At 71.8% G+C, this 26,443-nt stretch carries 27 protein-coding genes; 24 read left to right on the top strand and 3 right to left on the bottom strand.

What is annotated here, in order from left to right:
• Nucleotides 1-122: 122 nt before the first annotated feature.
• A complete protein-coding gene (locus ACWD0A_RS25480; RefSeq protein ID WP_451301699.1) occupies nucleotides 123-782 on the bottom strand; it encodes a bifunctional DNA primase/polymerase in 660 nt (219 codons plus the stop codon).
• A gap of 427 nt (nucleotides 783-1,209) precedes the next feature.
• Between ACWD0A_RS25480 and nsdA the strand changes: the two genes are divergently transcribed.
• From nsdA to ffh, 5 genes are all read left to right on the top strand, one after another.
• On the top strand, nucleotides 1,210-2,685 hold the full coding sequence (gene nsdA, locus ACWD0A_RS25475; protein WP_451301697.1) for a transcriptional repressor NsdA: 1,476 nt from the start codon (nucleotides 1,210-1,212) through the stop codon (nucleotides 2,683-2,685).
• 305 nt (nucleotides 2,686-2,990) lie between these two features.
• Nucleotides 2,991-4,349: an ammonium transporter gene (locus ACWD0A_RS25470; protein WP_451301695.1), complete on the top strand. Its 1,359-nt coding sequence runs from the start codon at nucleotides 2,991-2,993 to the stop codon at nucleotides 4,347-4,349.
• Nucleotides 4,346-4,684, top strand: coding sequence for a P-II family nitrogen regulator (locus ACWD0A_RS25465; protein ID WP_177151405.1), 339 nt, complete (start codon nucleotides 4,346-4,348; stop codon nucleotides 4,682-4,684). Before ACWD0A_RS25470 ends, ACWD0A_RS25465 begins: the two co-directional genes overlap by 4 nt.
• 25 nt (nucleotides 4,685-4,709) lie before the next feature.
• Nucleotides 4,710-7,166 carry a [protein-PII] uridylyltransferase gene (locus ACWD0A_RS25460; RefSeq protein WP_451301693.1) on the top strand — a complete coding sequence of 819 codons (2,457 nt, stop codon included), beginning with the start codon at nucleotides 4,710-4,712 and terminating at the stop codon, nucleotides 7,164-7,166.
• 108 nt (nucleotides 7,167-7,274) lie between these two features.
• Complete coding sequence (gene ffh / locus ACWD0A_RS25455; protein WP_451301691.1) at nucleotides 7,275-8,825, top strand: signal recognition particle protein; 1,551 nt, start codon at nucleotides 7,275-7,277, stop codon at nucleotides 8,823-8,825.
• A 70-nt stretch (nucleotides 8,826-8,895) separates the two neighbouring features.
• On the opposite strand, the gene ACWD0A_RS25450 is transcribed toward ffh, so the two are convergent.
• Nucleotides 8,896-9,741: an SAM-dependent methyltransferase gene (locus ACWD0A_RS25450; protein WP_451301689.1), complete on the bottom strand. Its 846-nt coding sequence runs from the start codon at nucleotides 9,739-9,741 to the stop codon at nucleotides 8,896-8,898.
• A 206-nt stretch (nucleotides 9,742-9,947) separates the two neighbouring features.
• Between ACWD0A_RS25450 and proS the strand changes: the two genes are divergently transcribed.
• From proS to ACWD0A_RS25360, 18 genes are all read left to right on the top strand, one after another.
• Nucleotides 9,948-11,360, top strand: coding sequence for a proline--tRNA ligase (proS, locus tag ACWD0A_RS25445; RefSeq protein ID WP_451301687.1), 1,413 nt, complete (start codon nucleotides 9,948-9,950; stop codon nucleotides 11,358-11,360).
• A 241-nt stretch (nucleotides 11,361-11,601) separates the two neighbouring features.
• Nucleotides 11,602-12,195, top strand: coding sequence for a hypothetical protein (locus ACWD0A_RS25440; RefSeq protein ID WP_177151401.1), 594 nt, complete (start codon nucleotides 11,602-11,604; stop codon nucleotides 12,193-12,195).
• A 284-nt stretch (nucleotides 12,196-12,479) separates the two neighbouring features.
• Nucleotides 12,480-12,923, top strand: coding sequence for a 30S ribosomal protein S16 (gene rpsP, locus ACWD0A_RS25435; protein WP_177151400.1), 444 nt, complete (start codon nucleotides 12,480-12,482; stop codon nucleotides 12,921-12,923).
• Between the two features lie 2 nt (nucleotides 12,924-12,925).
• Complete coding sequence (locus tag ACWD0A_RS25430) at nucleotides 12,926-13,165, top strand: RNA-binding protein (protein WP_005311361.1); 240 nt, start codon at nucleotides 12,926-12,928, stop codon at nucleotides 13,163-13,165.
• Between the two features lie 110 nt (nucleotides 13,166-13,275).
• Complete coding sequence (gene rimM, locus ACWD0A_RS25425; protein ID WP_451301685.1) at nucleotides 13,276-13,824, top strand: ribosome maturation factor RimM; 549 nt, start codon at nucleotides 13,276-13,278, stop codon at nucleotides 13,822-13,824.
• Nucleotides 13,824-14,645, top strand: a complete 822-nt coding sequence (gene trmD / locus ACWD0A_RS25420) for a tRNA (guanosine(37)-N1)-methyltransferase TrmD (RefSeq protein ID WP_451301683.1) — start codon at nucleotides 13,824-13,826, stop codon at nucleotides 14,643-14,645. Before rimM ends, trmD begins: the two co-directional genes overlap by 1 nt.
• Before the next feature lie 125 nt (nucleotides 14,646-14,770).
• The gene (rplS, locus tag ACWD0A_RS25415; RefSeq protein ID WP_307713218.1) at nucleotides 14,771-15,121 is read left to right on the top strand and encodes a 50S ribosomal protein L19; all 351 of its coding nucleotides are present in this window, start codon (nucleotides 14,771-14,773) and stop codon (nucleotides 15,119-15,121) included.
• A gap of 57 nt (nucleotides 15,122-15,178) precedes the next feature.
• Entirely contained in the window at nucleotides 15,179-15,958 is a 780-nt protein-coding gene (gene lepB, locus ACWD0A_RS25410; RefSeq protein ID WP_451301681.1) for a signal peptidase I, read from the top strand.
• On the top strand, nucleotides 15,951-17,006 hold the full coding sequence (gene lepB, locus ACWD0A_RS25405; RefSeq protein WP_451301679.1) for a signal peptidase I: 1,056 nt from the start codon (nucleotides 15,951-15,953) through the stop codon (nucleotides 17,004-17,006). The genes lepB (ACWD0A_RS25410) and lepB (ACWD0A_RS25405) overlap by 8 nt, the downstream gene beginning before the upstream one ends.
• The gene (gene lepB, locus ACWD0A_RS25400) at nucleotides 16,928-17,839 is read left to right on the top strand and encodes a signal peptidase I (protein ID WP_451301677.1); all 912 of its coding nucleotides are present in this window, start codon (nucleotides 16,928-16,930) and stop codon (nucleotides 17,837-17,839) included. The genes lepB (ACWD0A_RS25405) and lepB (ACWD0A_RS25400) overlap by 79 nt, the downstream gene beginning before the upstream one ends.
• Nucleotides 17,840-17,908: 69 nt before the next feature.
• Nucleotides 17,909-18,649 (top strand): signal peptidase I, encoded by a 741-nt coding sequence (gene lepB, locus ACWD0A_RS25395; protein WP_451301675.1) that lies wholly within the window; start codon nucleotides 17,909-17,911, stop codon nucleotides 18,647-18,649.
• On the top strand, nucleotides 18,639-19,145 hold the full coding sequence (locus tag ACWD0A_RS25390; RefSeq protein ID WP_451301673.1) for an NUDIX hydrolase: 507 nt from the start codon (nucleotides 18,639-18,641) through the stop codon (nucleotides 19,143-19,145). Before lepB (ACWD0A_RS25395) ends, ACWD0A_RS25390 begins: the two co-directional genes overlap by 11 nt.
• Before the next feature lie 54 nt (nucleotides 19,146-19,199).
• Nucleotides 19,200-19,508: a DUF2469 domain-containing protein gene (locus tag ACWD0A_RS25385; protein WP_005311352.1), complete on the top strand. Its 309-nt coding sequence runs from the start codon at nucleotides 19,200-19,202 to the stop codon at nucleotides 19,506-19,508.
• A gap of 119 nt (nucleotides 19,509-19,627) precedes the next feature.
• On the top strand, nucleotides 19,628-19,990 hold the full coding sequence (locus tag ACWD0A_RS25380) for a YraN family protein (protein ID WP_177151393.1): 363 nt from the start codon (nucleotides 19,628-19,630) through the stop codon (nucleotides 19,988-19,990).
• Nucleotides 19,991-21,610 carry a YifB family Mg chelatase-like AAA ATPase gene (locus ACWD0A_RS25375; RefSeq protein WP_451301671.1) on the top strand — a complete coding sequence of 540 codons (1,620 nt, stop codon included), beginning with the start codon at nucleotides 19,991-19,993 and terminating at the stop codon, nucleotides 21,608-21,610.
• Between the two features lie 8 nt (nucleotides 21,611-21,618).
• On the top strand, nucleotides 21,619-22,830 hold the full coding sequence (dprA, locus tag ACWD0A_RS25370; protein ID WP_451301669.1) for a DNA-processing protein DprA: 1,212 nt from the start codon (nucleotides 21,619-21,621) through the stop codon (nucleotides 22,828-22,830).
• A 240-nt stretch (nucleotides 22,831-23,070) separates the two neighbouring features.
• The gene (gene whiG / locus ACWD0A_RS25365; RefSeq protein ID WP_177151391.1) at nucleotides 23,071-23,907 is read left to right on the top strand and encodes an RNA polymerase sigma factor WhiG; all 837 of its coding nucleotides are present in this window, start codon (nucleotides 23,071-23,073) and stop codon (nucleotides 23,905-23,907) included.
• A gap of 61 nt (nucleotides 23,908-23,968) precedes the next feature.
• Nucleotides 23,969-24,526: a TetR/AcrR family transcriptional regulator gene (locus ACWD0A_RS25360; protein ID WP_451301703.1), complete on the top strand. Its 558-nt coding sequence runs from the start codon at nucleotides 23,969-23,971 to the stop codon at nucleotides 24,524-24,526.
• Nucleotides 24,527-24,556: 30 nt separating this feature from the next.
• Here the strand turns inward: ACWD0A_RS25360 and ACWD0A_RS25355 are convergent, their stop codons facing one another.
• Nucleotides 24,557-25,261, bottom strand: a complete 705-nt coding sequence (locus tag ACWD0A_RS25355; RefSeq protein WP_451301667.1) for a peptidoglycan DD-metalloendopeptidase family protein — start codon at nucleotides 25,259-25,261, stop codon at nucleotides 24,557-24,559.
• A gap of 257 nt (nucleotides 25,262-25,518) precedes the next feature.
• Between ACWD0A_RS25355 and rpsB the strand changes: the two genes are divergently transcribed.
• Nucleotides 25,519-26,433 carry a 30S ribosomal protein S2 gene (gene rpsB / locus ACWD0A_RS25350; protein ID WP_451301665.1) on the top strand — a complete coding sequence of 305 codons (915 nt, stop codon included), beginning with the start codon at nucleotides 25,519-25,521 and terminating at the stop codon, nucleotides 26,431-26,433.
• Nucleotides 26,434-26,443 lie beyond the last annotated feature (10 nt).

Raw genomic sequence — 26,443 nt, 5'->3', positions numbered from 1 at the left:
CGCAAGAGGAGGGCTGTCCGGTGGCCGGGGTCTATCCGCGCAGGGGGTCCGTTCGGGAGGCGGGCACCAGGTCCCACCACCAGGATACGCGGCCGGGCCCCTGTGCGTGTCCGGGCGGGGACTCACGGACTGCGGTGGCATACGTACGCCAGCGTGCCGAGCAGCAGCCGGGCCTCGGGCGGCGCCACCGCAATGTCCGGGGACGGCGCGCGCAGCCACCGCACCGGGCCGAGGCCGCCGCGGTCGGACGGCGGGGCGGTGATGTGGTCGCCGGGGCCCAGGCAGCGCAGGTCCAGGTCGGCGTCGTCCCAGCCCATCCGGTACAGCAGGCGCGGCAGCCCCGCTGCGGCGCCCGGCGCCACGAGGAACTGGCAGCGGTCGTCAGGGGTCTGGGACACCGGGCCGAGCCGCAGGCCCATGCGCTCCATGCGCACCATCGCGCGACGCCCGGCCGGGGCCGCCACGTCGAGGACGTCGAAGGTGCGGCCCACGGGCAGCATCAGCGCCGCGCCCGGCACCTCCGACCACGCCTTCGCGGCCTCGTCGAGCGTGGCCCCGGGCGGGACCTCGAGCGCGAAGTCGAGGGGATGGGCACCCGGCGCGGCGCACGCCGGATCACCGCAGGAACAGCGGCCCGCAGCCGCGCGCGCTCCCGGAATCACGGACCAGCCCCACAGGCCGGTGTACTCGGCCACCGCGGTGGCCTCCGTCGTGCGTCCGCGGCGCCGGGAGCCGGACCGGATCTGACCGATTCCCCGGGTGCCGCCGATCGTGAAGCCCATGCCCCCTCCAACGGGTCGGACGCGCCGGTGGTTACGAGCCGGACCTCTCCGGTGACGCTGCGTCGCCGACGTCCGGCTCCCGACGGCGCGCAGTGGCGTCCGGGAGAGTGCGGCGTGCGACACGCGCCTGCCCGTGCGACACTGCACCACCCCTGGATTGTGCTGTGTCAAGTCAATCGCGCCTGACCGTAAGTGAGTTCACTCGGAGGGGTGGCGAATGGTGGCGTTTCTGCCATCGCACTCGCTGAGACGTGACCGTCGGATTACTTTCGGTGCACGAACCTGCAATTGCAGCGGACAGGCGGGTATGCCCGGGGCAACACAGCGTCCCCGACGACCGCGTGCAAGCGGCTCACCGGAGGCCGTGACCCACGGCATTCTGGTAGGGGTTCGGGCGACACGGCATCGGCGGACGGGGGCACCCAGGGTGAGCGGCAGCGGCGCAGACGGGACGAGCACCGGTAAGCGCCCGAACGAGCAGCTGAGCTCATGGTTCGTGCGGAGCGGCTGGTCGAAGGGCGAGCTCGCGCGCCAGGTGAACCGCAGGGCACGCCAGATCGGCGCACACCACATCAGCACGGACACCTCCCGCGTGCGCCGCTGGCTCGACGGCGAACAGCCCCGCGAGCCCATCCCGCGCATCCTGTCCGAGCTCTTCTCCGAGCGGTTCGGCAGCGTCGTCGCCATCGAGGACCTCGGACTGCGCACCGCGCACCAGGCGCCCTCCGTGTCCGGGGTCGACCTGCCCTGGGCGGGCGAGCAGACCGTCGCCCTGCTCAGCGAGTACTCCCGCAGCGACCTGATGCTGGCCCGTCGCGGTTTCCTCGGCACCTCGCTCGCCCTCGCCGCGGGTCCCGCACTCGTCGAGCCGATGCAGCGCTGGCTCGTGCCCACCCCCGGCGAGGGCGCGGCGCGCCAGGAGTCGCCCACCCCGCTGCGCAGATCGGCCCGGCTGTCCGACCCCGAGCTGGACCTGCTGGAGTCCACCACCGCCATGTTCCGCAAGTGGGACGCCCAGTGCGGCGGCGGACTTCGGCGCAAGGCGGTCGTCGGACAGCTCCACGAGGTCACCGACCTCCTCCAGGAGTCCCATCCCGCCGCCACCGAGCGCCGGCTCTTCAAGGTCGCCGCCGAACTGGCCGAGCTCGCCGGCTGGATGAGCTACGACGTGGGACTCCAGCCCACCGCGCAGAAGTACTTCGTCCTCGCCCTGCACGCCTCCAAGGAGGCCGGTGACAAGCCACTGGGCTCGTACATCCTGTCCTCGATGAGCCGGCAGATGATCCATCTCGGCCGGCCCGACGACGCCCTGGAGCTCATCCATCTCGCGCAGTACGGAAGCCGTGACTGTGCCACCGCCCGCACCCAGGCCATGCTGTATGCGATGGAGGCCCGCGCCTACGCCAACATGGGCCAGCCCAGCAAGTGCAAGCGGGCCGTGCGGATGGCCGAGGACACCTTCGCCGACGTCGGCCTCGACGACGAGCCCGAGCCCGACTGGATCCGCTTCTTCTCCGAGGCCGAGCTCAACGGCGAGAACGCCCACTCCTTCCGCGACCTCGCCTACGTCGCGGGCCGCAGCCCCACCTACGCCTCCCTGTCCGAGCCGGTCATGCGGCGCGCCGTCGAGCTCTTCGGCCGGGACGCGGAGCACCAGCGGTCGTACGCACTCAACCTGATCGGCATGGCCACCGTGCACCTGCTGAAGAAGGAACCGGAGCAGGCCACAGCCCTGGCCGACCAGGCCCTCGGGATCGCCAGGAAGGTCCGCTCCGAGCGCGTGAACAACCGGCTCCGCAAGACCGTCGACACGGCCGCCAGGGACTTCGGGGACGTCCCCGAGGTCGCCTGGTTCACCGACCGCCTCACCGCCCAGCTGCCCGAAACCGCCGAAGCGGTCTGACGGGCGGGCCGCACACCCCGGCCGCGGCGCTCACCCCGGACTGTCCGACTCGGCTCCCCCCTGTGCCAGGTCTTCCGGGTGGGTGTCGTGGCCGGTCCCGCGATGGGCCAGAGGGTACGCCGGGCCCCCCTCGGCGATCAGTCAGTTCATGGCGACGTAACACGCCGGACCCCTTCGTCACGGCCGCGAAACATCGAGCGGCATCGGCGGAAACCGCGCTGCGCCAACCTCGTGGCGCATAACCGGCCCGCTCTTACCGCACTGGCTCCGCCCGCACGCGGCCGCACGACGACGAGGAGACGCCGATGCCCCCAGGCATCTCGACCCTTGCCGCAGACGCTCCCGAGCTGTCTGCCGCCAACACTGGGTTCATGCTCATCTGTTCCGCCCTGGTGATGCTCATGACGCCTGGCCTGGCCTTCTTCTACGGAGGCATGGTCCGGGTCAAGAGCACCCTGAACATGCTGATGATGAGCTTCATCAGCCTCGGGATCGTCACCATCCTGTGGGTGCTCTACGGCTTCAGCATGGCCTTCGGTACCGACATCGGCTCGATCGTCGGCTGGAGCTCCGACTACGTCGGCCTCGGCAACATCGGCGTGACCGAGCTCTGGGACGGCTACACCATCCCGGTGTACGTCTTCGCCGTCTTCCAGCTGATGTTCGCGATCATTACACCGGCGCTGATCAGCGGCGCCCTCGCCGACCGCGTCAAGTTCACCGCCTGGGCGCTGTTCATCACGCTGTGGGTCACCGTCGTCTACTTCCCGGTCGCGCACTGGGTGTGGGGTGCCGGCGGCTGGCTGTTCGAGATGGGTGTCATCGACTTCGCCGGTGGCACGGCCGTGCACATCAACGCCGGTGCGGCCGCCCTCGGCGTCATCCTTGTCATCGGCAAGCGCGTCGGATTCAAGAAGGACCCGATGCGCCCGCACAGCCTCCCGCTGGTCATGCTCGGCGCCGGGCTCCTGTGGTTCGGCTGGTTCGGCTTCAACGCCGGCTCCTGGCTCGGCAACGACGACGGTGTCGGCGCGGTGATGTTCGTCAACACCCAGGTCGCCACCGCCGCCGCGATGCTCGCCTGGCTCATCTACGAGAAGATCCGCCACGGCGCCTTCACCACCCTCGGTGCCGCGTCCGGCGCGGTCGCCGGCCTCGTCGCCATCACCCCGTCCGGCGGCGCCGTCTCCCCGCTCGGCGCGATCGCGGTCGGCGCCATCGCCGGTCTGCTGTGCGCCATGGCCGTCGGCCTGAAGTTCAAGTTCGGCTACGACGACTCCCTCGACGTCGTCGGCGTCCACCTCGTCGGCGGTGTCATCGGCTCCCTGCTCGTGGGCTTCTTCGCCACCGGCGGCGTCCAGTCCGACGTCAAGGGCCTCTTCTACGGCGGCGGCTTCGACCAGCTGGGCAAGCAGGCCATCGGTGTCTTCGCGGTCCTCGCCTACTCTCTGGTGGTCTCCGCGATCCTCGCCTTCGTCCTCGACAGGACGATCGGCATGAGGGTCGACGAGGACGACGAGGTCTCCGGTATCGACCAGGTCGAGCACGCCGAGACCGCGTACGACTTCAGCGGTGCGGGCGGCGGCACGGGCTCCCGCAAGGCCGCACCCGTACCCGCGGACGCCGTCGCAGCCGCAGCCGAGAACAAGAAGGTGGACGCATGAAGCTCATCACCGCAGTCGTGAAGCCGCACCGGCTGGACGAGATCAAGGAGGCCCTGCAGGCCTTCGGCGTCCAGGGGCTCACGGTCACCGAGGCCAGCGGCTACGGCCGGCAGCGCGGCCACACCGAGGTCTACCGGGGCGCCGAGTACACCGTCGACCTCGTCCCCAAGATCCGCATCGAGGTGCTGGTCGAGGACGACGACGCCGAACAGCTCCTGGACGTGATCGTCAAGGCCGCACGCACCGGCAAGATCGGTGACGGCAAGGTCTGGAGCGTTCCGGTCGACACCGCGGTCAGGGTCCGCACGGGCGAACGCGGCCCGGACGCCCTCTGACCACACGACGAAAAGGAGCTGCTGGGTGAGTCTCGACGTGATCGGTGAATCGGAAAGCTCGGACCCCAGCGGCTACGCGGCGGCCCGGCTGCGCCTTCTCGGGGAGAAGGCGCAGCCCGGGCCGCCGCGCCGTGCGGCACTCGCCGCACTGACCGACGACTGGCTGGCCGCCCTGTTCGCCGCCGCGGTCCTGGAGACCGGGGTGCGGGGCGCGGCGCTCGTCGCCGTCGGCGGCTACGGACGCGGCGAACTCTCGCCGCGCAGCGACCTCGACCTGCTCCTCCTTCACGACGGCAGCGCGGACCCGGCGGCCGTCGCCGCGGTCGCCGACCGGATCTGGTACCCCGTCTGGGACCTGGGCCTCGCCCTCGACCACTCCGTACGCACTCCGGCCGAGGCCCGCAAGACCGCGGGCGAGGACCTCAAGGTGCAGCTCGGCCTCCTCGACGCACGCGCCGTCGCCGGCGACCTGGGGCTGGTGGCCTCCCTGCGCACCGCCGTACTCGCCGACTGGCGCAACCAGGCCCCCAAGCGCCTGCCCGAACTCGACGAACTGTGCCGCGAGCGGGCTGCCCGCCAGGGCGAGCTCCAGTACCTGCTCGAACCCGACCTCAAGGAGGCCCGCGGCGGCCTGCGCGACGTCACCGCCCTGCGCGCCGTCGCCGCCTCGTGGCTCGCCGACGCCCCCCGCGAGGGCCTCGCCGAGGCCCGCCGCACCCTCCTCGACGTCCGCGACGCGCTCCACCGGACCACCGGACGCGCCACCGACCGCCTCGCCCTGCAGGAACAGGACCAGGTCGCCGCCGAGCTGGGCCTCCTCGACGCCGACGCCCTGCTGCGCCAGGTGTACGAGGCCGCGCGGACGGTCTCGTACGCCAGCGACGTCACCTGGCGCGAGGTCGGCCGCGTGCTGCGGTCGCGCGCCGTACGCCCCCGGCTGCGCGCCATGCTCAGCGGCGGGCGGAGTGTCCAGCCCGAACGCACCCCGCTCGCCGAAGGCGTCGTCGAGCAGGACGGCGAGGTCGTACTCGCCCGCACCGCACGGCCCGACCGCGACGCGGTCCTGGCGCTGCGCGCCGCCGCCGCGGCGGCGCAGGCCAGCCTGACCATCTCCCGCCACGCGGTGCGCCGACTGGGCCAGGCGGCGGGCCCACACCCGCTGCCCGTGCCCTGGCCCGCCGAGGCCCGCGAGGAACTCGTCACCCTGCTCGGCGCGGGGGAGCCGACCGTCCCCGTCTGGGAGGCGCTGGAGGCCGAGGGCTTGATCACCAAGCTCCTGCCCGACTGGGAGCGGGTGCGCTGCAGGCCGCAGCGCAACGCCGTGCACACCTGGACCGTCGACCGCCATCTCGTCGAGACCGCCGTCAAGGCCTCCGCGCTGACCCGCCGCGTCGGCCGCCCCGACCTGCTGCTGGTCGCCGCGCTGCTCCACGACATCGGCAAGGGCTGGCCCGGCGACCACTCCGTGGCGGGCGAGACCATCGCGCGCGACGTCGCCACCAGGATCGGCTTCGACCGCGCCGACGTCGAGGTCGTCGCCACCCTCGTACGCCACCATCTGCTGCTCGTCGAGACCGCGACCCGGCGTGACCTGGACGATCCGGCCACCGTCGCGTCCGTCGCCTCCGTCGTCGGCTCCACCGGCACGCTGGAGCTGCTGCACGCCCTCACCGAGGCCGACGCCCTCGCGACCGGACCGGCGGCCTGGTCGTCCTGGCGCGGCTCGCTCGTCGCGGACCTGGTGCGCCGCGTGGCCGCCGTCCTCGCGGGCGACGCGCCGCCCGAGCCGGAGGAGCAGGCCCCCAGCGCCGAGCAGGAACGCCTCGCCGTCGAGGCTCTGCGCACCAAGGAGCCCGTCCTCGCCCTGCACACCCAGGCCACCGCACCGCAGGAGGAGGGCGAGACGGAACCGGTCGGCGTCGAGCTGCTGATCGCCCTGCCCGACCAGCCCGGCGTCCTGCCCGCCGTCGCCGGCGTCCTCGCGCTGCACCGTCTCACCGTCCGCGCGGCCGACCTGCGTGCCATCGAGCTGCCGGACCAACTGGGCGGCGGCGCGGTCCTCGTCCTCGACTGGCGGGTGGCGGCCGAGTACGGATCGCTCCCTCAGGCCACCAGGCTGCGTGCCGACCTCGTCCGCGCCCTGGACGGCTCCCTGGACATCCGGAGCCGCCTGGCCGAGCGCGAGGCCGCCTACCCCCGGCGGCGCGGCCTCACGGCGCCGCCCCCGCGGGTGACCCTCGCCCCGGCCGGTTCGCGCCGCGCGACGGTCATCGAGGTCCGCGCCCAGGACGCCCCGGGCCTGCTCCACCGCATCGGCCGAGCCCTGGACGGCGCGGCGGTCCGGGTGCGCAGCGCACACGTCTCGACGCTCGGCGCGAACGCGGTCGACGCCTTCTACGTCACCGATCCGCAGGGCTCCCCGCTGTCCCCGTCCGAGGCCGCCGACGTGGCGCAGGCCCTGGAGAGCGCTCTGCGCGCCTAGAGGGTGTCCGGCCCGGGCGGTGCCCGCGTCTGCTGCGTACTTGCCCGGACCGATACCCTGGGGGGCGACCGACCGCCCGCTTCCGACCTCCGAGGACCCGCGACCGCCGTGTTCGATACCCTCTCCGACCGCCTTGCAGCGACATTCAAGAACCTCCGGGGCAAGGGCCGCCTCAGCGAGGCCGACATCGACGCCACGGCACGTGAGATCCGTATCGCGCTGCTCGAGGCCGACGTCGCGCTCCCCGTGGTCCGCTCCTTCATCAAGCAGATCAAGGAGCGGGCGACCGGCGCCGAGGTCTCGCAGGCGCTGAACCCCGCCCAGCAGGTCATCAAGATCGTCAACGAGGAGCTCATCGGCATCCTCGGCGGCGAGACCCGCCGCCTGCGGTTCGCCAAGACCTCCCCGACCGTGATCATGCTCGCCGGTCTGCAGGGTGCCGGTAAGACCACCCTCGCCGGAAAGCTGGGCCTCTGGCTCAAGGGGCAGGGCCACTCCCCGCTCCTCGTCGCCTGTGACCTCCAGCGGCCCAACGCCGTCAACCAGCTCGCGGTCGTCGCCGAGCGCGCCGGCGTCGGCGTGTACGCGCCCCAGCCGGGCAACGGCGTCGGCGACCCGGTCCAGGTCGCCAAGGACTCGATCGAGTACGCGCGCACCAAGCAGTACGACATCGTCGTCGTCGACACCGCCGGCCGCCTCGGCATCGACGAGGAGCTGATGCAGCAGGCCGCGGACATCCGCGACGCCGTCAGCCCCGACGAGATCCTCTTCGTCGTCGACGCGATGATCGGTCAGGACGCCGTCAACACGGCGGAGGCGTTCCGCGACGGCGTCGGCTTCGACGGCGTGGTGCTGTCCAAGCTGGACGGCGACGCCCGAGGCGGTGCCGCGCTCTCCATCGCGCAGGTCACCGGCAAGCAGATCATGTTCGCCTCCAACGGCGAGAAGCTGGACGACTTCGACGCGTTCCACCCGGACCGCATGGCGTCCCGCATCCTCGGCATGGGCGACATGCTCTCGCTCATCGAGAAGGCCGAGCAGACCTTCAGCCAGGAAGAGGCCGCCAAGATGGCCTCCAAGCTGGCGAGCAGCAAGGGCAAGGAGTTCACGCTCGACGACTTCCTGGCCCAGATGGAGCAGGTCCGCAAGATGGGCTCCATCTCCAAGCTGCTCGGCATGCTGCCCGGCATGGCGCAGATGAAGGAGCAGATCAACAACATCGACGAGCGCGACGTGGACCGCACGGCCGCGATCATCAAGTCGATGACCCCGGGCGAGCGCCATGACCCCACGATCATCAACGGTTCGCGGCGCGCCCGTATCGCCAAGGGTTCGGGCGTGGAGGTCAGCGCGGTCAAGTCGCTGGTCGAGCGGTTCTTCGAGGCCCGCAAGATGATGTCCCGCATGGCCCAGGGCGGCGGGATGCCCGGCATGCCCGGCATTCCGGGCATGGGCGGTGGCCCCGGCCGGCAGAAGAAGCAGCAGAAGCAGGCCAAGGGCAAGCGCAAGAGCGGCAACCCGATGAAGCGCAAGGCCGAGGAGGCCGCGGCCGCGGCCCGGCGCGAGCAGGCCGCCCAGGGCGGCGCGTTCGGCCTGCCGGACGGCCAGCCCGGTCAGGACTTCGAACTGCCGGACGAGTTCAAGAAGTTCATGGGCTGACGCCCACCGGTCCCGTACGCGAGAGGGGCCCGCGACCGGATCGGTCGCGGGCCCCTCTCGCGTGCCGGGGTCAGGGCGTGCGGGTGATCAGGTAGCGGAAGACGTTCGGCATCCAGACCGTCCCGTCGGGCCGCACATGCGGGTGCAGCGCCTCGGTGATCTCCTTCTCCACCTGCGCCTGGTCGCTGTCCCTGACCGCGGCGTCGTACAGTCCGGTCGACAGCAGGCCGCGCACGGCACTGTCCACGTCCGCGTATCCGAAGGGGCACGCCACCCGCCCCGAGCCGTCCGGCCGCAGTCCGGCCCGTGCCGCCACGTCCTCCAGGTCGTCGCGCAGCGCCGGCCGCCAGCGCCCGTCCTCCGTGCGCGTCCGGCCGGAATGCCCCTCCGCCACGCGGAGCACCCCCGAACTGGCGCACCGTTCCGGCGGGCCCCAGCCGGTGAGCACCACAGCACTGCCGCGCTCCGTCAGCGCGACGGCGCTCCGCAGGGCGGCGCCGAGCCCGTCCGCGTCACCGGCCCGGCAGCCGATCGGCTGGAAGACGGTGATCAGGTTGTACGGGGGACGGCCGGGATCGGCCGCGGCCCCGGCCTCGCCGTCGAACAGGCGCGCGGCCTGCGCGGGGGAGTCGTGGGCGCTCATCCGCTCGCGCGCGAGGGCCAGCCGCTCGCGGTCCGTGTCCGTCCCGCTCACCGCGGCGCCACGTCCGGCGGCGATCAGCAGCGCGAGACCGGAGCCGCAGCCGAGGCCCAGCAGCCTGGAGCCCGCACCGACCTCCAGGCGCTCGTAGACGGCTTCGTACAGCGGCACCAGCATCCGTTCCTGGATCTCGGCCCAGTCACGGGCCCGTTCGCACGCCTGAGCAGAGGACGCCGACGCCGCGTGGGGTCGGTGCCGGACGAGCGTGGATGTCATCTGTGCGCCCCATTCCGCCGAGAGAGTCGGTTGTGCCCTGAAGGACAGCCCCCGTGTGCTTTCGCCGCGCCCCCCGTATGCCAGGGAACTGCGCGTGCGTCCCCACGTCCAGGGGTCGTGCCGCACTCCTTGCGCGCCAGAGGCGTGCGCCCCTGCCCGCCTGGCCGATTCCCGATCCGGTCCCGCACCGCCGTACCATGCGCGCCATGGCCAAGACACCTGTCCTGACGCCTCAGGCGGAGGGCTTCCCGCGCTGGTACCAGGATCTGATCGGCAAAGCCGAACTGGCGGACAACGGCCCGGTGCGCGGCACCATGGTCATCCGGCCGTACGGCTACGGCCTGTGGGAGCGGATGCAGCAGGAGATGGACGCCCGCATCAAGGCCGCGGGCGCTCAGAACGCCTACTTCCCGCTCTTCATCCCCCAGTCTTACCTGACTCGGGAGGCTGAGCACGTCGAGGGCTTCGCCCCCGAACTCGCCGTGGTCACCCACGGCGGGGGCAAGGACCTCGAGGAGCCCGTGGTGGTGCGGCCGACCTCCGAGACGATCATCAACGACTACTTCTCGAAGTGGGTCCAGAGCTACCGGGATCTGCCGCTGCTGATCAACCAGTGGGCGAACGTGGTCCGTTGGGAGATGCGTCCGCGGGTGTTCCTGCGCACCACGGAGTTCCTCTGGCAGGAGGGCCACACCGCCCACGCCACCTACGAGGACGCCCGCGACTACGCGGCCTACATCCACCGGGACGTCTACGCGGACTTCATGGTCGATGTGCTCGGCATCGACGTCGTGCTCGGCCGCAAGACGCCCAGGGAGCGGTTCGCCGGAGCCATCAACACGCTCACCCTGGAAGGGATGATGGGCGACGGCAAGGCCCTGCAGATGGGTACGAGCCATGAGCTCGGCACCAATTTCGCCAAGGCCTTCAATACCACCTACCTCTCGGCGGAGGGGCACCAGGAGCTCGTCTGGCAGACCTCCTGGGGCACCTCGACCCGGATGGTCGGCGGGCTGATCATGTCGCACGGCGACGACAACGGACTGCGCGTCCCGCCCCGGCTCGCCGCGGTCCAGATCGTCGTCATGGCGATCAAGGGCGACGAGGCCGTCACCAAGGTCCGCGAGATCGGCGAGACGCTCAAGGCGGCGGGCCTGCGCGTGCACGTCGACGACCGCGTGGACTCGCCCTTCGGCCGCCGGGCGGTGGACTGGGAGCTCAAGGGCGTGCCCGTACGGATCGAGATCGGCCCCCGGGACCTGGCGGCGGGCACCGCGATGCTGGTGCGCCGGATTCCGGGAGGCAAGGAGCCGGTGAGCATCGCGTCGCTCACCGCGCTGCTGCCGAAGGTCCTCGACGACGACCAGGCGCTGCTGCTGGAGCAGTCCCGCCGGCGGCGCGAGGACCGCACCACCGACGTCTCGACCGTCGCCGAGGCCGCCGAGGCCGCGGCGGCGGGCGGCTGGGCCCGCATCCCCTGGGCGACCCTGGGCGAGGAGGGCGAGGCCGCGCTCGCGGAACAGGCGGTGTCGGTACGCTGCCTGGTCGCGGAGGACGGGTCGGTGCCCGAGTCCGACGACGCGCCCGGTACTGTCGCGATCGTGGCCCGCGCCTACTGACAGCGCCGCCCTGTGGCAGCGCGCCCCGGCGCGAGGGCCCGCCCGCGCGCCGGGGCGTACGCCTGCGGTGGCATTCCGCCGACGCGCGCTACGTACCGGCTTGTTGCGAGCTGCGAGGCTTCTCCGCAGATCAGCGCACCCGCCCTCGTCTTGATGCATCAACGGCAACTGACGGGTACGTGCAAATTATTTGGGATGCCCCGGAATGGAACCCGGCGGGCTCCCGGCTCGTTATCACGACGTGAGCACGACACCACCTGTTCTCGCCGCAGAGCTGGCACAGGCGTGGGCCGACATTCAGCGGCACCACCCCGAGCTGCCGGATCTTGCCGCGCCCGAGTCCCTGATCGGAGAGTCCTCGTCCGCCTGCGGCGCCGAGCTCTCCTTCGAGCGACTGCTCCACGAGGCAGTCCACGGCATCGCCGCCGCGCGAGGCGTCCGCGACACCTCCCGCGCCGGCCGCTACCACAACCGACGGTTCCTCGCGATCGCCGAGGAGATGGGCCTGGACCACGTGGAGGAGCCGCACCCGAGCAGCGGTTTCTCCCTGGTCGTGCTCAACCCCGAGGCCAAGCGGCGATACCGCCCGACGATCGAGCGGCTGCAGCGCGCGCTGAAGGCGCACACAGCAGCGACGGCCTCCGACACCAAGCGCTCCTTCCGCGGGCCGGCCGCCCGGCACGGCTCCTCGGGCGGAGGCGTGCGGGTGAAGGCCGTCTGCGACTGTGGCCGCAACGTGAGAGTGGTGCCGTCGGTCCTCGCCCAGGCGCCCATCGTCTGCGGAGGATGCGGGAAGCCGTTCCGTATCCCGGAAGCGGTCGGCGCCGCGAGCTGACCGGCGTACCGGCGTCGGCGGCACGGCGGCGCCGGCGTGAGCGGGCGCGTCCATCCGCCGGCTCGCTTTCTCCTGCCTTCGGGGCGGCGTGCCGGGGCGGGTCACGGCGTGCCGGGCGGGTGAGATGCGGGGGCGTGCGTATGGCACAATGGCTAGCTGTACTCGACAGCCGCACAGGAACCCTCTCGCCTCCGGCTGACGCGTCCATCGGGCACCCGAGTACCGCAACCCCACGTGGCATCTCGTTGTGCCCAACCACGTCAAGACCAGGAGACACCACTCCCGTGGCAGTCAAGATCAAGCTGAAGCGTCTCGGCAAGATTCGCCAGCCCCACTACCGCATCGTCGTCGCCGACTCCCGTACCCGCCGTGACGGCCGGGCCATCGAGGAGATCGGCCTCTACCACCCGACGTACAACCCGTCGCGCATCGAGGTCGACTCGGAGCGTGCGCAGTACTGGCTGTCCGTCGGCGCCCAGCCGACCGAGCCGGTCCTCGCCATCCTGAAGCTCACCGGCGACTGGCAGAAGGTCAAGGGCCTGCCGGCTCCGGAGAAGCCGCTGCTGGCCCCGGCGGCCAAGGAGGACAAGCGCGCCTCCTTCGACGCCTTCGCCAAGGCTCTGGAGGGCGACGACGCCAAGGGTGAGGCCATCACCCCGAAGGCGAAGAAGGCCGACAAGAAGGCGGACGAGGCCGAGGCCGCTCCCGCCGAGTCGACCGAGGCCTGAGCATGCTCGAGGAGGCTCTCGAGCACCTCGTGAAGGGCATCGTCGACAACCCGGACGATGTGCAGGTCGCCTCGCGCAACCTGCGCCGCGGCCGCGTGCTGGAGGTCCGGGTGCACCCCGACGACCTCGGTAAGGTGATCGGCCGCAACGGCCGCACCGCGCGCGCCCTGCGTACCGTCGTGGGCGCCATCGGCGGCCGTGGCATCCGCGTCGACCTCGTCGATGTGGACCAGGTCCGCTGATCGAAGGTGAATGTGGATCCGGGTCCCCCGGATCCCCGCAGCACCGGCTCGGGCCGGGGAGGGCCTACGGGCCCGCCCCGGCCCGTCGTCGTATCGAAGGAGACACAAGCGTGCAGCTGGTAGTGGGACGGATCGGCCGCGCCCATGGCATCAAGGGCGAGGTCACCGTCGAGGTGCGCACGGACGAGCCGGAACTGCGGCTCGGCCCCGGCGCCGTACTGGCCACCGACCCGCCCGCCGCGGGGCCGCTGACCATCGAGTCGGGCCGGGTGCACAGCAGCCGGCTCCTGCTGCGCTTCGAGGGCGTACGCGACCGCAACGCCGCCGAGGCCCTGCGCAACACCCTGCTCATCGCCGAGGTGGACCCCGAGGAGCTTCCCGAGGACCCCGACGAGTACTACGACCACCAGCTGATGGATCTCGACGTGGTGCTCGCGGACGGGACGGAGATCGGGCGGATCACCGAGATCAGCCATCTGCCCTCGCAGGACCTGTTCATCGTCGAGCGGCCCGACGGCAGCGAGGTGATGATCCCGTTCGTCGAGGAGATCGTCACCGAGATCGACCTGGCCGAGCAGAAGGCCGTCATCGACCCGCCGCCCGGCCTCATCGACGACAGCCAGGCCGAGATCGTGTCCAACCGCGAGGAAGAGTCCTGATGCGGCTCGACGTCGTCACGATCTTCCCCGAGTACCTGGAGCCGCTGAACGTCTCCCTTGTCGGCAAGGCGCGCGCCCGCGGACAGCTCGGCGTCCACGTGCACGACCTGCGCGACTTTGCGTACGACCGCCACAACACGGTCGACGACACCCCGTACGGCGGCGGCCCCGGCATGGTCATGAAGACCGATCCGTGGGGCGACGCCCTGGACGAGGTCCTCGCGAGCGGATACGAGTCGGGCGCCCGCGGCCCCGTCCTGGTCGTCCCGACGCCCAGCGGCCGCCCCTTCACCCAGGAGCTCGCCGTCGAGCTCTCCGAGCGGCCCTGGCTCATCTTCACGCCCGCCCGCTACGAGGGCATCGACCGCAGGGTCGTCGACGAGTACGCGACGCGCATGCCGGTCTACGAGGTCTCCATCGGCGACTACGTGCTGGCGGGCGGCGAGGCGGCCGTCCTGGTCATCACGGAGGCCGTGGCCCGGCTGCTCCCCGGCGTCCTCGGCAACGCCGAGTCGCACCGGGACGACTCCTTCGCGCCCGGCGCCATGGCCAATCTGCTGGAGGGGCCCGTCTACACCAAGCCCCCCGTCTGGCGCGGACGCGCGATCCCGGACGTGCTGATCAGCGGCCATCACGGGAAGATCGCGCGCTGGCGGCGGGACGAGGCGTTCCGCCGTACCGCCCTCAACAGGCCCGATCTCATCGAGCGTTGCGACCCCGCGGCCTTCGACAAGAAGGACAGGGAGATCCTCTCCCTGCTCGGCTGGGCCCCGGAGCCCGGCGGCCGATTTTGGCGCAGGCCCGAGGCCATGGAAGAATGAGCCGCTGCTGTACGTCCGGCCGGCGCCCCTGCCACAGGGGGAACGACGCCCGCCCGGCGGAGGCACCCCTTCTCATCACGACATTCCGTCGATGACCTGTGGCATCGGCGAGGAAGCAGACCACCATGGCTCACCTGCTCGACAGCGTCAACGCGGCTTCCCTGCGCACCGACGTCCCGGCCTTCCGTCCCGGTGACACCGTGAACGTCCACGTTCGCGTCATCGAGGGCAACCGCTCCCGTATCCAGCAGTTCAAGGGCGTCGTCATCCGCCGCCAGGGCGCGGGCGTGAGCGAGACCTTCACGGTCCGCAAGGTCTCCTTCTCCGTCGGCGTCGAGCGCACCTTCCCGGTGCACAGCCCGATCTTCGAGAAGATCGAGCTCGTCACCCGCGGTGACGTCCGTCGCGCCAAGCTGTACTACCTGCGCGACCTGCGCGGCAAGGCCGCCAAGATCAAGGAGAAGCGCGACAACTGAGCTCCGGCTCATACGCGCGCCCGGTGTCACAGGGCGGCCGGATAGGCTCTGCCACCGATGGACACCGAAGCACAGCACACGGAGCGCGACCGCTCTTCCGCACCCGACGACGGGGCGCGGGGAGAGGGGTCGCGCTCCGCGCGTCGTTCCGGCCTCTCCTGGATGTCCCTGCGCACCGCGGCGCTGACCGGTGTCGCCTGCACCGTCTTCGTCCTGCTGTTCGGCCACTTCGTGGTGCAGCCCTTCCAGATCCCGAGCAGCTCCATGGAACCCGCCCTGCAGGTCGGCGACCGGGTGCTGGTGAACAAGCTGGCCTACCGGTCCGGCTCCGGACCGGCACGCGGAGACGTCGTCGTCTTCGACGGCAGAGGTTCCTTCGTACCCGAGGAACTGACGGAAAACCCCGTCAGTTCCGTAGTACGAGAGGGGCTCGCCATGCTCGGGCTCGCGGAGCCTGCCGAGACGGATTTCGTCAAACGCGTGGTGGGCACGGGCGGGGACCGGGTGGTCTGCTGCGACACGGAGGGCAGGATCGAGGTGAACGGTGCACCGGTCGAGGAGAGATACCTCCACGCCGACGGCGTGCCCTCGGAGGTGGCCTTCGACATCGTCGTCCCCGAGGGGAAACTGTGGGTCATGGGCGACCACCGCAGCGCGTCACGCGACTCCCGGGACCACCTCGGTGAGCCGGGCGGCGGCATGGTGCCCGTGGACAGGGTGATCGGCCGGGCCGACTGGATCGGCTGGCCCGCGGGGCGCTGGTCCGGCCTGGAGCCCACCGACGCCTTCGCCGGCGTCCCGGACCCCGGCCCGCTGTCCGGCGGTGCCCATGGGTAACCGCGGACGCCGTGCCAGCCACCGGGCCGACACCCGGCTGCCCACCGGGACGCGGCCCACGGACGGCGGGCGGCCGCTTCCGGGCCGGGCGGAGCGGCGCAGGCTCGCGCAGAAGGTCCGGCGCAAACGCCGCCGCTCGGCCGTCAAGGAGATACCCCTCCTGATCACCGTGGCGCTGATGATAGCCCTGGTGCTGAAGACGTTCCTGGTGCAGGCCTTCGTCATCCCGTCCGGCTCGATGGAGCAGACGATCCGCATCCAGGACCGGGTCCTGGTCGACAAGCTCACGCCGTGGTTCGGCTCGAAGCCGCAGCGCGGTGACGTCGTCGTCTTCAAGGACCCCGGCGGCTGGCTGCCGCAGGACGAGAAGCCGAAGGCCGACGATCCGATCGTGGTCAAGCAGGTCAAACAGGGGCTGACGTTCATCGGGCTGCTGCCGTCCGACGACGAGCGCGACCTGATCAAGCGGGTCGTGGCGGTCGGCGGCGACACCGTCAAGTGCTGCGACGCGAACGGCCTCGTCACCGTCAACGGCGTGCCGCTGAACGAGCCCTATCTGCACCCCGGAAACGTTCCGTCGTCCGTGAAGTTCGACGTGCAAGTGCCCGCCGGGCGGCTGTTCGTGATGGGCGACCACCGCTCCAACTCCGCCGACTCCCGCTTCCACCTCGACGAGGAGGGCGAGGGCACCGTGGCCGAGGACCAGGTCGTCGGACGCGCCGTCGTCATCGCCTGGCCGCTGGACCACTGGCGCAGACTGGAGGAACCGGAGACCTACGCATCCGTCCCGAACGCGCGCGCCGGAGAGACCGCGGCGGCACCGAGGTCGAATAGTGTGTCCTCTCAGGATCTGAACGGAATGGTCCTGCTCCCGAGCCCTGCGGAACTCCCGCTCGTTATGGGAGTGGTGGGCCTGTTCCTTGTACGGGGCAGGCGGTTGGCGCAGCGTGAGGAGTGGATGTGGGGGACGTGGCGGTCGGCGCACGGTCCGGACACGATGATCCCGAGGACCGGCAGGGGCGACCCCCCGAGCAGTCCTCGGACATGACGGACGGGGCGGTGCCGACGACCGGGGACGACGAGGCGCCGGAGGGCAGCGGTACGGGACAGAGGAAGCAGCGATCCTTCTGGAAGGAACTGCCGCTCCTGATCGGTATCGCGCTGTTGCTCGCGCTTCTGATCAAGACCTTCCTGGTGCAGGCGTTCTCCATCCCGTCGGACTCGATGATGAACACGCTGCAGCGCGGCGACCGGGTGCTCGTCGACAAGCTCTCGCCGTGGTTCGGCTCCGAGCCCGAGCGCGGCGAGGTCGTCGTCTTCCACGACCCGGGCGGCTGGCTGGACGGCGAGCCCACGCCGGAGCCGAACGCGCTCCAGGAGGTCCTCAGCTTCATCGGGCTGATGCCGTCCTCCGAGGAGAAGGACCTCATCAAGCGGACGATCGCGGTCGCCGGCGACACCGTGGAGTGCAAGAAGGACGGTCCGCTCAAGGTCAACGGCAAGCCGCTGGACGAGCCGTACATCTACCCGGGCAGCACTCCGTGCGACGAGCAGTCCTCCTTCGGGCCGCTGACCGTGCCGAAGGACCGTATCTGGGTGATGGGCGACAACCGCCAGAACTCCCAGGACTCCCGGTACCACATGGAGGACGTCAACGGCGGCTTCGTTCCCGTCGACAAGGTCGTCGGCCGTGCGGTCGTCGTGGCCTGGCCGCTGAACCGCTGGTCCACGCTCCCGGTGCCGGACACCTTCGAGCAGCCGGGAGTGGCCGCCGCGTTCTCGTCGGCGCCCGCGGCCCTCGGCCTGGCCGGTGCCGTGCCGATCGTGCTGTGGCGCAGGAGGCGGCAGGACGGCACACCACGCGTGCGTACCGCCGGGTAGTGTGCGGTCCCGGACAGTAGACCCGGTACCGGCATCCGGGGACGGGATCTCCGAGGCGGGAGCGCTGGAATGAGCGGTGCACGACGTGAGGGCGACGGTCAGGGCCGGCTCGGGGCGGCCTTGTCGGGCATAGCCGTGGCCGTGGGCTGCGTGCTCTTCCTGGGGGGATTCGCCTGGGGCGCCCTGGTCTACCAGCCGTACACGGTCCCCACGGACTCGATGTCGCCGACCGTGCAGGCGGGCGACCGGGTCCTCGCCGAGCGCATATCCGGTGACGAGGTGCGGCGCGGTGACGTCGTCGTCTTCCGCGACAGGACCTGGGGCGACATGCCCATGGTCAAGCGCGTGGTCGGGATCGGCGGCGACGAGATCACCTGCTGCGACGAGGGGCGCCTGACGGTCAACGGCAAGGCCGTCGACGAGCCGTATCTGCACAGCTCGGGGCCGGCCGCGGAGAAGTTCACCGCGGAGGTGCCCGAGGGACAGCTGTTCCTGCTCGGTGACGAACGCAAGGGCTCCCTGGACTCCCGGTCCCACCTCCAGGAGGCGGGCCAGGGATCGGTCCTCCGCTCGGCCGTGGAGGCGCGTGTGGACGCCGTGGCCTGGCCGCTGAGCGGCGGGGTGGTGGACCGCCCCGAAGGATTCGCCGCACTGCCCGGCGGGGTGTCCCAGCCGGGGCCGGTGGGGCTCATGGTCGCGGCCGTCGTGGCCGGAGCAGTCCTCATCGTGGGCGGCGCGGCGTACGGGCCGGTGGCCGCACGGATCGGCGGGAGACGGCGCGGGCAGGCGGTGACTGCGGGTGCCGCATGAGGTGCCGGCCGCGGCCGGATCGCGGAAGGTCGCCCGGGTCGTGCTGCTCGACCCGGAGGACCGGATCCTGTTGATGCACGGCTTCGAGCCGGACGATCCGGCGGACGACTGGTGGTTCACTCCCGGAGGCGGTCTCGAGGGGGACGAGAGCCGCGAGGAGGCGGCGCTGCGCGAGCTGGCCGAGGAGACCGGGATCACCGAGGTGGAACTGGGGCCCGTCCTGTGGCAGCGGCACTGCTCGTTCCCGTTCGCCGGGCGGCGCTGGGACCAGGACGAGTGGTACTTCCTGGCGCGTACCACCTGCACCGATGCCGCCCCGCAGGCGCTCACGGACCTGGAGCGCCGCAGCGTCAGGGGCCTGAGGTGGTGGACCTCCGCCGAACTGTCGGCGGCCCGTGAGACGGTGTACCCGACCAGGCTCGCCGAGCTGCTGCGTACGCTGCTCGACGAAGGACCTCCGCGTGTGCCGGTGGTACTGGCCCCGGAAATCGTCTAGGGCCCAGGACGCTGGCGCACAATAGGGGGACGCAAGGCTGAAGGGGAACATGCCATGAGCGCCGAGGACCTCGAGAAGTACGAGACCGAGATGGAGCTGAAGCTCTACCGGGAGTACCGAGATGTCGTCGGGCTGTTCAAATACGTGATCGAGACGGAGCGCCGCTTCTACCTCACCAACGACTACGAGATGCAGGTGCACTCGGTACAGGGTGAGGTCTTCTTCGAGGTCTCGATGGCCGACGCCTGGGTCTGGGACATGTACCGCCCGGCCCGCTTCGTCAAGCAGGTCCGGGTGCTCACCTTCAAGGACGTGAACATCGAGGAGCTCAACAAGAGCGACCTGGAGCTGCCCGGCAGCTGACCGCTGTCCCCGTCCGGGTGACGGAGTTTTCCACAATCCGGCAGTTGTCCACGGTTTTCTCCCGAGATCCACAAATCCGGGGCGGGCGTATCAGAGTCGGTGCCGGAGGTGGTGCCGAAATGAACGCGACGGGGGCACTGGGACGGTACGGCGAGGACCTGGCGGCACGGCTGCTGGTCGGATCCGGAATGCGCCTGCTGGCGAGGAACTGGCGCTGTGGACGCGCCGGCGAGATCGACATCGTCGCCCGCGACGGCGACACCGTGGTCGTCTGCGAGGTCAAGACCCGCAGAGCCGGCTGCTACGAGCATCCGATGGCCGCCGTCACCCCGGCCAAGGCGAGACGGCTTCGGCGTCTCGCCGACTGCTGGCTGGAGCGGTACGGAGGCCCGCCGCCAGGCGGAGTGCGCATCGATCTCGTGGGCGTGACGCTGCCCCGGCGCGGGGCTGCCGTCGTCGAGCACGCCCGGGGGGTGGCCTAGATGGGGTTCGCCCGTGCGTGTTCCGTGGCGCTCGTGGGCGTCGAGGGTGTGGTCGTCGAGGTCCAGGCGGACCTGGAGCCGGGGGTCGCCGCGTTCACCCTGGTCGGTCTGCCGGACAAGAGCCTGGTGGAGAGCCGGGACCGGGTGCGCGCCGCCGTGGTCAACTCGGGCGGCGAATGGCCGCAGAAGAAGCTCACGGTGGGGCTGAGCCCGGCCTCCGTGCCCAAGGGCGGAAGCGGATTCGACCTGGCGGTAGCGTGTGCCGTCCTGGGCGCCGCCGAGCGCATCGACCCGCGGCAGATCGCCGATCTCGTCCTGATCGGGGAGCTCGGGCTCGACGGTCGGGTACGGCCCGTGCGCGGGGTGCTCCCGGCGGTGCTCGCCGCGGCCGAGGCGGGGTACGAGCACGTGGTCGTCCCCGAACAGACGGCCGGGGAGGCCGCGCTCGTGCCGGGGATCTCGGTCCTCGGGGTGCGCAGCCTGCGTCAGCTCATCGCCGTCCTGGCCGACGAGCCGGTCCCGGACGAGGAGCCCGTCGAGCCGGGCCGCCCCGACGCCATGCTCGCGGGCCTCCTGGTCCCCGGCGCGGGCGTCGGCACCGGACTGGCGGTCGACCGGCCGTACAGCGACGGGCCCGACCTGGCCGACGTGGCGGGCCAGCACGCGGCGCGCACCGGGCTGGAGGTCGCGGCGGCCGGCGGGCACCATCTCCTGCTCTCGGGACCGCCCGGCGCGGGCAAGACGATGCTGGCAGAGCGGCTGCCCGCCGTCCTGCCGCCGCTGACCCGGCGGGAGTCCCTGGAGGTGACGGCGGTCCACTCGGTGGCCGGCATCCTGCCGCCGGGCGAGCCGCTCGTGAGCACCCCGCCGTACTGCGCGCCGCACCACTCGGCCACCATGCAGGCCCTGGTCGGCGGGGGCAACGGGCTGCCGAAGCCGGGCGCGGTCTCGCTGGCGCACCGAGGGGTGCTCTTTCTCGACGAAGCGCCCGAGTTCTCGGGAAAGGCCCTGGACGCTCTGCGCCAGCCGCTGGAGTCGGGCCATGTCGTGGTCGCCAGGAGCGGGGGAGTGGTGCGGCTGCCCGCCCGGTTCCTCATGGTGCTCGCCGCCAATCCCTGCCCGTGCGGGAGGCACACCCTGCACGGCGCGGGCTGCGAATGCCCCTCGTCCGTGATCAGGCGGTACCAGGCGCGGCTGTCGGGGCCGCTGCTCGACCGGGTCGACCTGCGGATCCAGGTCGAGCCGGTGAGCCGCTCCGACCTCCTCGGCCAGGGCGGGCGCGGCGAGTCCACGGCGATGGTCGCCGACCGCGTACAGGAGGCCAGACACCGGGCCGCCGCCCGCCTCGAGGGCACGCCGTGGACGGTCAACAGCGAGGTGCCCGGCCATGAGCTGCGCACCCGCTGGACCGTCGCGCCCGGGGCCCTGGGCGCGGCCGAGCGGGACGTGGAGCGCGGACTGCTCACGGCGCGCGGCCTCGACCGGGTGCTGCGCGTCGCGTGGACGATCGCCGACCTCGCGGGACACGACCGGCCGGAGGCGCAGGACGTCGCCCTCGCCCTCGAACTGCGCACCGGCATCACCAGGGGCGTCTCGGCCGTCGCGGGGGCGGCGCTGTGACGGGGGCGGTGCGACGAGACGGCACCGCGGGCGTCCCGGGCCAGGACGCCCCGCCGAGCGGGCCGGGGCCGGAGGACGAAGCGGAGCGGGTGGCGCGTTCGGCGCTGACGCAGATCCTGGAGCCGGGCGACGAGAAGGGCGGCCGCTGGCTGAGGGAGTTCGGCGCGCAGGGGCTGCTGGCGCTGCTGATGCCGGACGCGTGCGGGACCTTGCCGGGGGCGACCGAGCGCCGGGTGACCGGGCTGCGTGCCCGTGCCGCCGCCGTCGTGCCGGGGCAGCGGCTGGCGGCGATCCGCAGGCTCGGGGGCAGGTTCGTCATGCCGGGGGACACGGAGTGGCCGACCCAGCTCGACGACCTCGGTGACGCCCGCCCCCTCGGCCTGTGGGTGCGGGGCCGGCCCGACCTGCGCACCTGGGCACTGCGGTCGGTGGCCGTGGTCGGAGCCCGGGCCTGCACGCCGTACGGGGCGCACATGTCGGCCGTGCTCGCCACCGGGCTCGCCGAGCGGGGCTGGGTGGTGGTGTCCGGGGCGGCCTTCGGCGTCGACGGCGCGGCGCACCGGGGCGCGCTCGCCGCCGGTGGCGCCACCGTCGCCGTCCTGGCCTGCGGGGTCGACGTCGTCTATCCACCCGGTCACACGGAACTGATCAAGCGCATCGTGCAACAGGGTCTCGTCGTCGGCGAGTTGCCGCCCGGGGACCATCCCACCCCGAGCCGGTTCGTCCTCCGGAACCGGGTGATCGCCGCGCTCACCCGGGGCACCGTCGTCGTCGAGGCCGAGTACCGCAGCGGCTCCCTGGTCACCGCCCGCAGGGCGCAGCAGCTCGGACGCTTCACGATAGGCGTTCCCGGGCCCGTGACCAGCGGTCTTTCGGCCGGGGTGCACGAACTGCTGCGCGGCGGCGCCGTGCTCGTCACCGACGCCGCCGAAGTGGTCGAGCTCGTGGGTGACATGGGCGAGCTCGCGCCCGAGCGCACCGGTCCCGTCCTGCCCAGGGATCTGCTGGATCCCCGCAGCAGACGGGTCCTCGAGGCGCTGCCCACGCGGCGTGCGGTCTCCTGTGGTGAGGCCGCTCGGCGCGCCGGTACGACGGACGACGAGGCGCTCGGCAGGCTGTACGAACTGCACTCGCTCGGCTTCGTCGAGCGGTGCACGGAAGGGTGGAGGTTGACGTCTCGCGCCATTCGCGGTTCGAACGCGCGGCGAGGCGATGCTTGACCTGGAGCATTCGGGTGAAAAGGTGAAGGCGATGACCTTCGGAGTCCCGTGCGTGACGCCTGAGGGGCCGGTGCGCAGGGCATCGGCCCCGAATCGAAGGTGTGGGCGAGGGCGAATACCCGGGCAGGTTCCTTCCGCTTACCTCGCCCACCGCGACGGCGTAGTCACGCTACGCTCACCAGGTTCCGGCCTCGGCCGCCCCCTCCCGCCCCCTCACAGCAGAACGGCTCAAGACAACGCATGCCCCAGCACACGTCCGGGTCTGACCGCGCGGCAGTGCCACCCGCTGCCCGTGGCACCGTGCGGCCCTCGGCTCCCTCGTCGGTCGAGGAGCTGTGGCGGTCGTACAAGGCCACGGGTGACGAGCGGTTGCGGGAGCAGTTGATCCTGCACTACTCGCCGCTGGTCAAGTACGTGGCGGGTCGCGTCAGCGTGGGGCTGCCGTCCAACGTCGAGCAGGCCGACTTCGTCTCCTCCGGCGTCTTCGGGCTCATCGACGCCATCGAGAAGTTCGACCTCGACCGGTCGATCAAGTTCGAGACGTACGCGATCACCCGTATCCGGGGCGCGATGATCGACGAACTGCGGGCGCTGGACTGGATCCCGCGCTCGGTGCGGCAGAAGGCCCGTGCCGTCGAACGCGCCTACGCCACGCTGGAGGCCCAGCTGCGGCGCACGCCTTCGGAGGCCGAGGTCGCCGCCGAGATGGGCGTCCCGGTCGAGGAACTGCACGCGGTTTTCAGCCAGTTGTCCCTGGCCAACGTCGTGGCGCTGGAAGAGTTGCTGCACGCGGGAGGCGAGGGGGGCGACCGGCTCAGCCTCATGGACACGCTGGAGGACACGGCGGCGGACAATCCGGTCGAGGTCGCCGAGGACCGGGAGCTGCGCCGGCTGCTCGCCCGGGCCATCAACACACTGCCCGAGCGGGAGAAGACCGTCGTCACGCTCTATTACTACGAAGGACTCACCCTGGCCGAGATCGGCCATGTCCTCGGGGTCACCGAGAGCCGCGTCAGCCAGATCCACACGAAGTCGGTCCTGCAACTGCGGGCGAAGCTGGCCGACGTCGGACGTTGACGCCGAGTCGTCCGGGCCGCATCCGTACAGTGGAGGCGTGCCCAGGATTCGAGCGGCCTCCGTGGCCGAGCACCGGACGATGCAGCGAGGCGCCCTGCTGGACGCCGCGCGCTCCCTCCTGTCCGAAGGCGGTACGGAGGCGCTGACCTTCCCCGCACTCGCCGAGCGCACGGGTCTCGCGAGGTCCTCCGTCTACGAGTACTTCCGCTCGCGCGCCGCGGTCGTCGAAGAGCTGTGCGCCGTGGACTTCCCCGTGTGGGCGGCGGAGGTCGAGGCCGCGATGGACCGCGCGGACACGCCCGAGGGCAAGGTCGAGGCGTATGTGCGCCGGCAGCTCGACCTGGTCGGCGACCGGCGCCACCGGGCGGTGGTCGCGATCTCCGCGAGCGAGCTGGACGCCGGAGCGCGCGAGAAGATCCGCGCCGCCCACGGCGGACTGATCGCGATGATCGTCGAGGCGCTGGGGGAGCTGGGCCAGGAGCAGCCCCGGCTCGGGGCGATGCTGCTGCAGGGCGTCGTGGACGCGGCGGTCCGCCGTATCGAGCTCGGCGCGGCCGAGGACCCGGCCACCGTCGCCGAGGCGGCGGTCGCGATGGCGCTGCGCGGCGTCCGGGGCTGAGGCGGGACCGCGGGCTCGGGAGCCGGCGGGCTACGGGAGCGGTACGCCGAAGACCGGGAGCAGCCTGGACGGCGGGCGGCGCAGTATCGACGACGGCAGCAGGCTCAGCGGATTCAGGTACTCCGTACCCCGCAGCAGGCCCCAGTGCAGGCACCCCGCGGCGCAGTGCGCCGGCCCCGCTTCGATCGTCGCCACGACCTGCCCCGCGGCGACCTCTTCGTCCTTGTCCACCAGGGGGCGGACCGGTTCGTACGTGGTCCTCAGCGGCGGGTCACCCGTATCGGTGAGGCTGATGACCAGCACGCCGCGGTTCGCGACCCGGCCCGCGAAGGCGACCCGGCCGGCCGCCGCGGCGCGGACGGGGGCGCCGGGCCGGGCAGCGAGGTCGACGCCGCGATGCCCGGCGCCGTAGGGCGAAGCGGGCGGCGCCCAGCCCCGCACGACGACGGGCCGGGGCGCCCCGACGGGCCAGCTCCGGGCCCCGCCGTTCCCGCCGGCTTCCTCCGACAGCGGACTCGCCGGCGCCCGGACTCCGAGAGCCGGTTCCCGAGGCGTCGCCACGGGGCGTCGCAGGGCCGCCCCTGTCGCACCCGCCCCCGGGCGCACCTCCGCCGCCGGAGCCCCCGTCCCCGCCAGCGCCCCCGGCCCCCGTGGGGACGACGACGCGAGCAGCGCCAGCAGGAGCAGGGCAGGCAGGGCGCGGCGCGGGTGCCTCGCGGGAAGTGCGCAGTTCATGGGGGACACCGTCCCGCAGGCCGCCCCACCCGCGGTGATCTCGGCCCTGATCTGTGGACAACCGGGTGGTTGTGGACAGCGCCGTCACCCGGGAGGTCATGGGTCCCGTACACTTCTTCTGGCGATCCGGGTCACCGGGTCGACTTCGCACGCCCCGCCACCCACCCCTCAGCGGTCGGTGGCCGCGCTCCTCGGTCCCTTGCGGCACGGCGCGTCGGGGCGTCAGGACACAACCGAGAACCCAAGGAGATACGGCCATGGCCGTCGTCACGATGCGGGAGCTGCTGGAGAGCGGCGTCCACTTCGGTCACCAGACCCGTCGTTGGAACCCGAAGATGAAGCGCTTCATCTTCACCGAGCGCAACGGCATCTACATCATCGACCTGCTCCAGTCGCTGTCGTACATCGACCGCGCCTACGAGTTCGTCAAGGAGACCGTCGCGCACGGCGGCTCCATCATGTTCGTCGGTACGAAGAAGCAGGCCCAGGAGGCCATCGCCGAGCAGGCGACGCGCGTCGGCATGCCCTACGTCAACCAGCGCTGGCTGGGCGGCATGCTCACCAACTTCTCCACCGTCTACAAGCGTCTGCAGCGCCTCAAGGAGCTCGAGCAGATCGACTTCGAGGACGTGGCCGCCTCCGGCCTCACCAAGAAGGAGCTCCTGGTCCTCTCCCGCGAGAAGGCCAAGCTGGAGAAGACCCTCGGTGGTATCCGCGAGATGCAGAAGGTGCCGAGCGCCGTCTGGATCGTCGACACCAAGAAGGAGCACATCGCCGTCGGTGAGGCGCGCAAGCTCCACATCCCGGTCGTCGCGATCCTCGACACCAACTGCGACCCCGACGAGGTCGACTACAAGATCCCGGGCAACGACGACGCGATCCGCTCCGTCACCCTGCTCACCCGCGTGATCGCCGACGCCGTCGCCGAGGGCCTCATCGCCCGCTCCGGCGCCGCGACCGGCGACCAGAAGCCGGGCGACAAGGCCGCCGGTGAGCCGCTGGCCGAGTGGGAGCGCGACCTGCTCGAGGGCGAGAAGAAGGCCGACGACGCCGAGGCCAAGCCGGCCGAGGCCGCTGCTGAGGCCCCGGCTGCCGAGGCCCCGGCTGCTGAGGCCCCGGCTGCCGAGGCTCCGGCCGCTGAGGCTCCGGCCGCCGAGGCCGAGCAGGCCTGACCTACGGCCT

This window comes from Streptomyces sp. NPDC002867 (assembly GCF_053591895.1).
The sequence above is the reverse complement of the archived record's forward strand: the minus strand, read 5'-3'. Positions and strand labels throughout refer to the sequence as shown.

Bases quoted from the DNA above. Each gene is read 5' to 3' on its own strand.
- ACWD0A_RS25480 (WP_451301699.1), bottom strand. From the start codon at position 782: ATGGGCTTCACGATCGGCGGCACCCGGGGAATCGGTCAGATCCGGTCC.
- ACWD0A_RS25470 (WP_451301695.1), top strand. From the start codon at position 2,991: ATGCCCCCAGGCATCTCGACCCTTGCCGCAGACGCTCCCGAGCTGTCT.
- ACWD0A_RS25465 (WP_177151405.1), top strand. From the start codon at position 4,346: ATGAAGCTCATCACCGCAGTCGTGAAGCCGCACCGGCTGGACGAGATC.
- ACWD0A_RS25450 (WP_451301689.1), bottom strand. From the start codon at position 9,741: ATGACATCCACGCTCGTCCGGCACCGACCCCACGCGGCGTCGGCGTCC.
- proS (WP_451301687.1), top strand. From the start codon at position 9,948: ATGGCCAAGACACCTGTCCTGACGCCTCAGGCGGAGGGCTTCCCGCGC.
- ACWD0A_RS25430 (WP_005311361.1), top strand. From the start codon at position 12,926: ATGCTCGAGGAGGCTCTCGAGCACCTCGTGAAGGGCATCGTCGACAAC.
- trmD (WP_451301683.1), top strand. From the start codon at position 13,824: ATGCGGCTCGACGTCGTCACGATCTTCCCCGAGTACCTGGAGCCGCTG.
- rplS (WP_307713218.1), top strand. From the start codon at position 14,771: ATGGCTCACCTGCTCGACAGCGTCAACGCGGCTTCCCTGCGCACCGAC.
- lepB (WP_451301681.1), top strand. From the start codon at position 15,179: ATGGACACCGAAGCACAGCACACGGAGCGCGACCGCTCTTCCGCACCC.
- lepB (WP_451301679.1), top strand. From the start codon at position 15,951: ATGGGTAACCGCGGACGCCGTGCCAGCCACCGGGCCGACACCCGGCTG.
- lepB (WP_451301675.1), top strand. From the start codon at position 17,909: ATGAGCGGTGCACGACGTGAGGGCGACGGTCAGGGCCGGCTCGGGGCG.
- ACWD0A_RS25385 (WP_005311352.1), top strand. From the start codon at position 19,200: ATGAGCGCCGAGGACCTCGAGAAGTACGAGACCGAGATGGAGCTGAAG.
- ACWD0A_RS25380 (WP_177151393.1), top strand. From the start codon at position 19,628: ATGAACGCGACGGGGGCACTGGGACGGTACGGCGAGGACCTGGCGGCA.
- ACWD0A_RS25375 (WP_451301671.1), top strand. From the start codon at position 19,991: ATGGGGTTCGCCCGTGCGTGTTCCGTGGCGCTCGTGGGCGTCGAGGGT.
- whiG (WP_177151391.1), top strand. From the start codon at position 23,071: ATGCCCCAGCACACGTCCGGGTCTGACCGCGCGGCAGTGCCACCCGCT.
- ACWD0A_RS25355 (WP_451301667.1), bottom strand. From the start codon at position 25,261: ATGAACTGCGCACTTCCCGCGAGGCACCCGCGCCGCGCCCTGCCTGCC.
- rpsB (WP_451301665.1), top strand. From the start codon at position 25,519: ATGGCCGTCGTCACGATGCGGGAGCTGCTGGAGAGCGGCGTCCACTTC.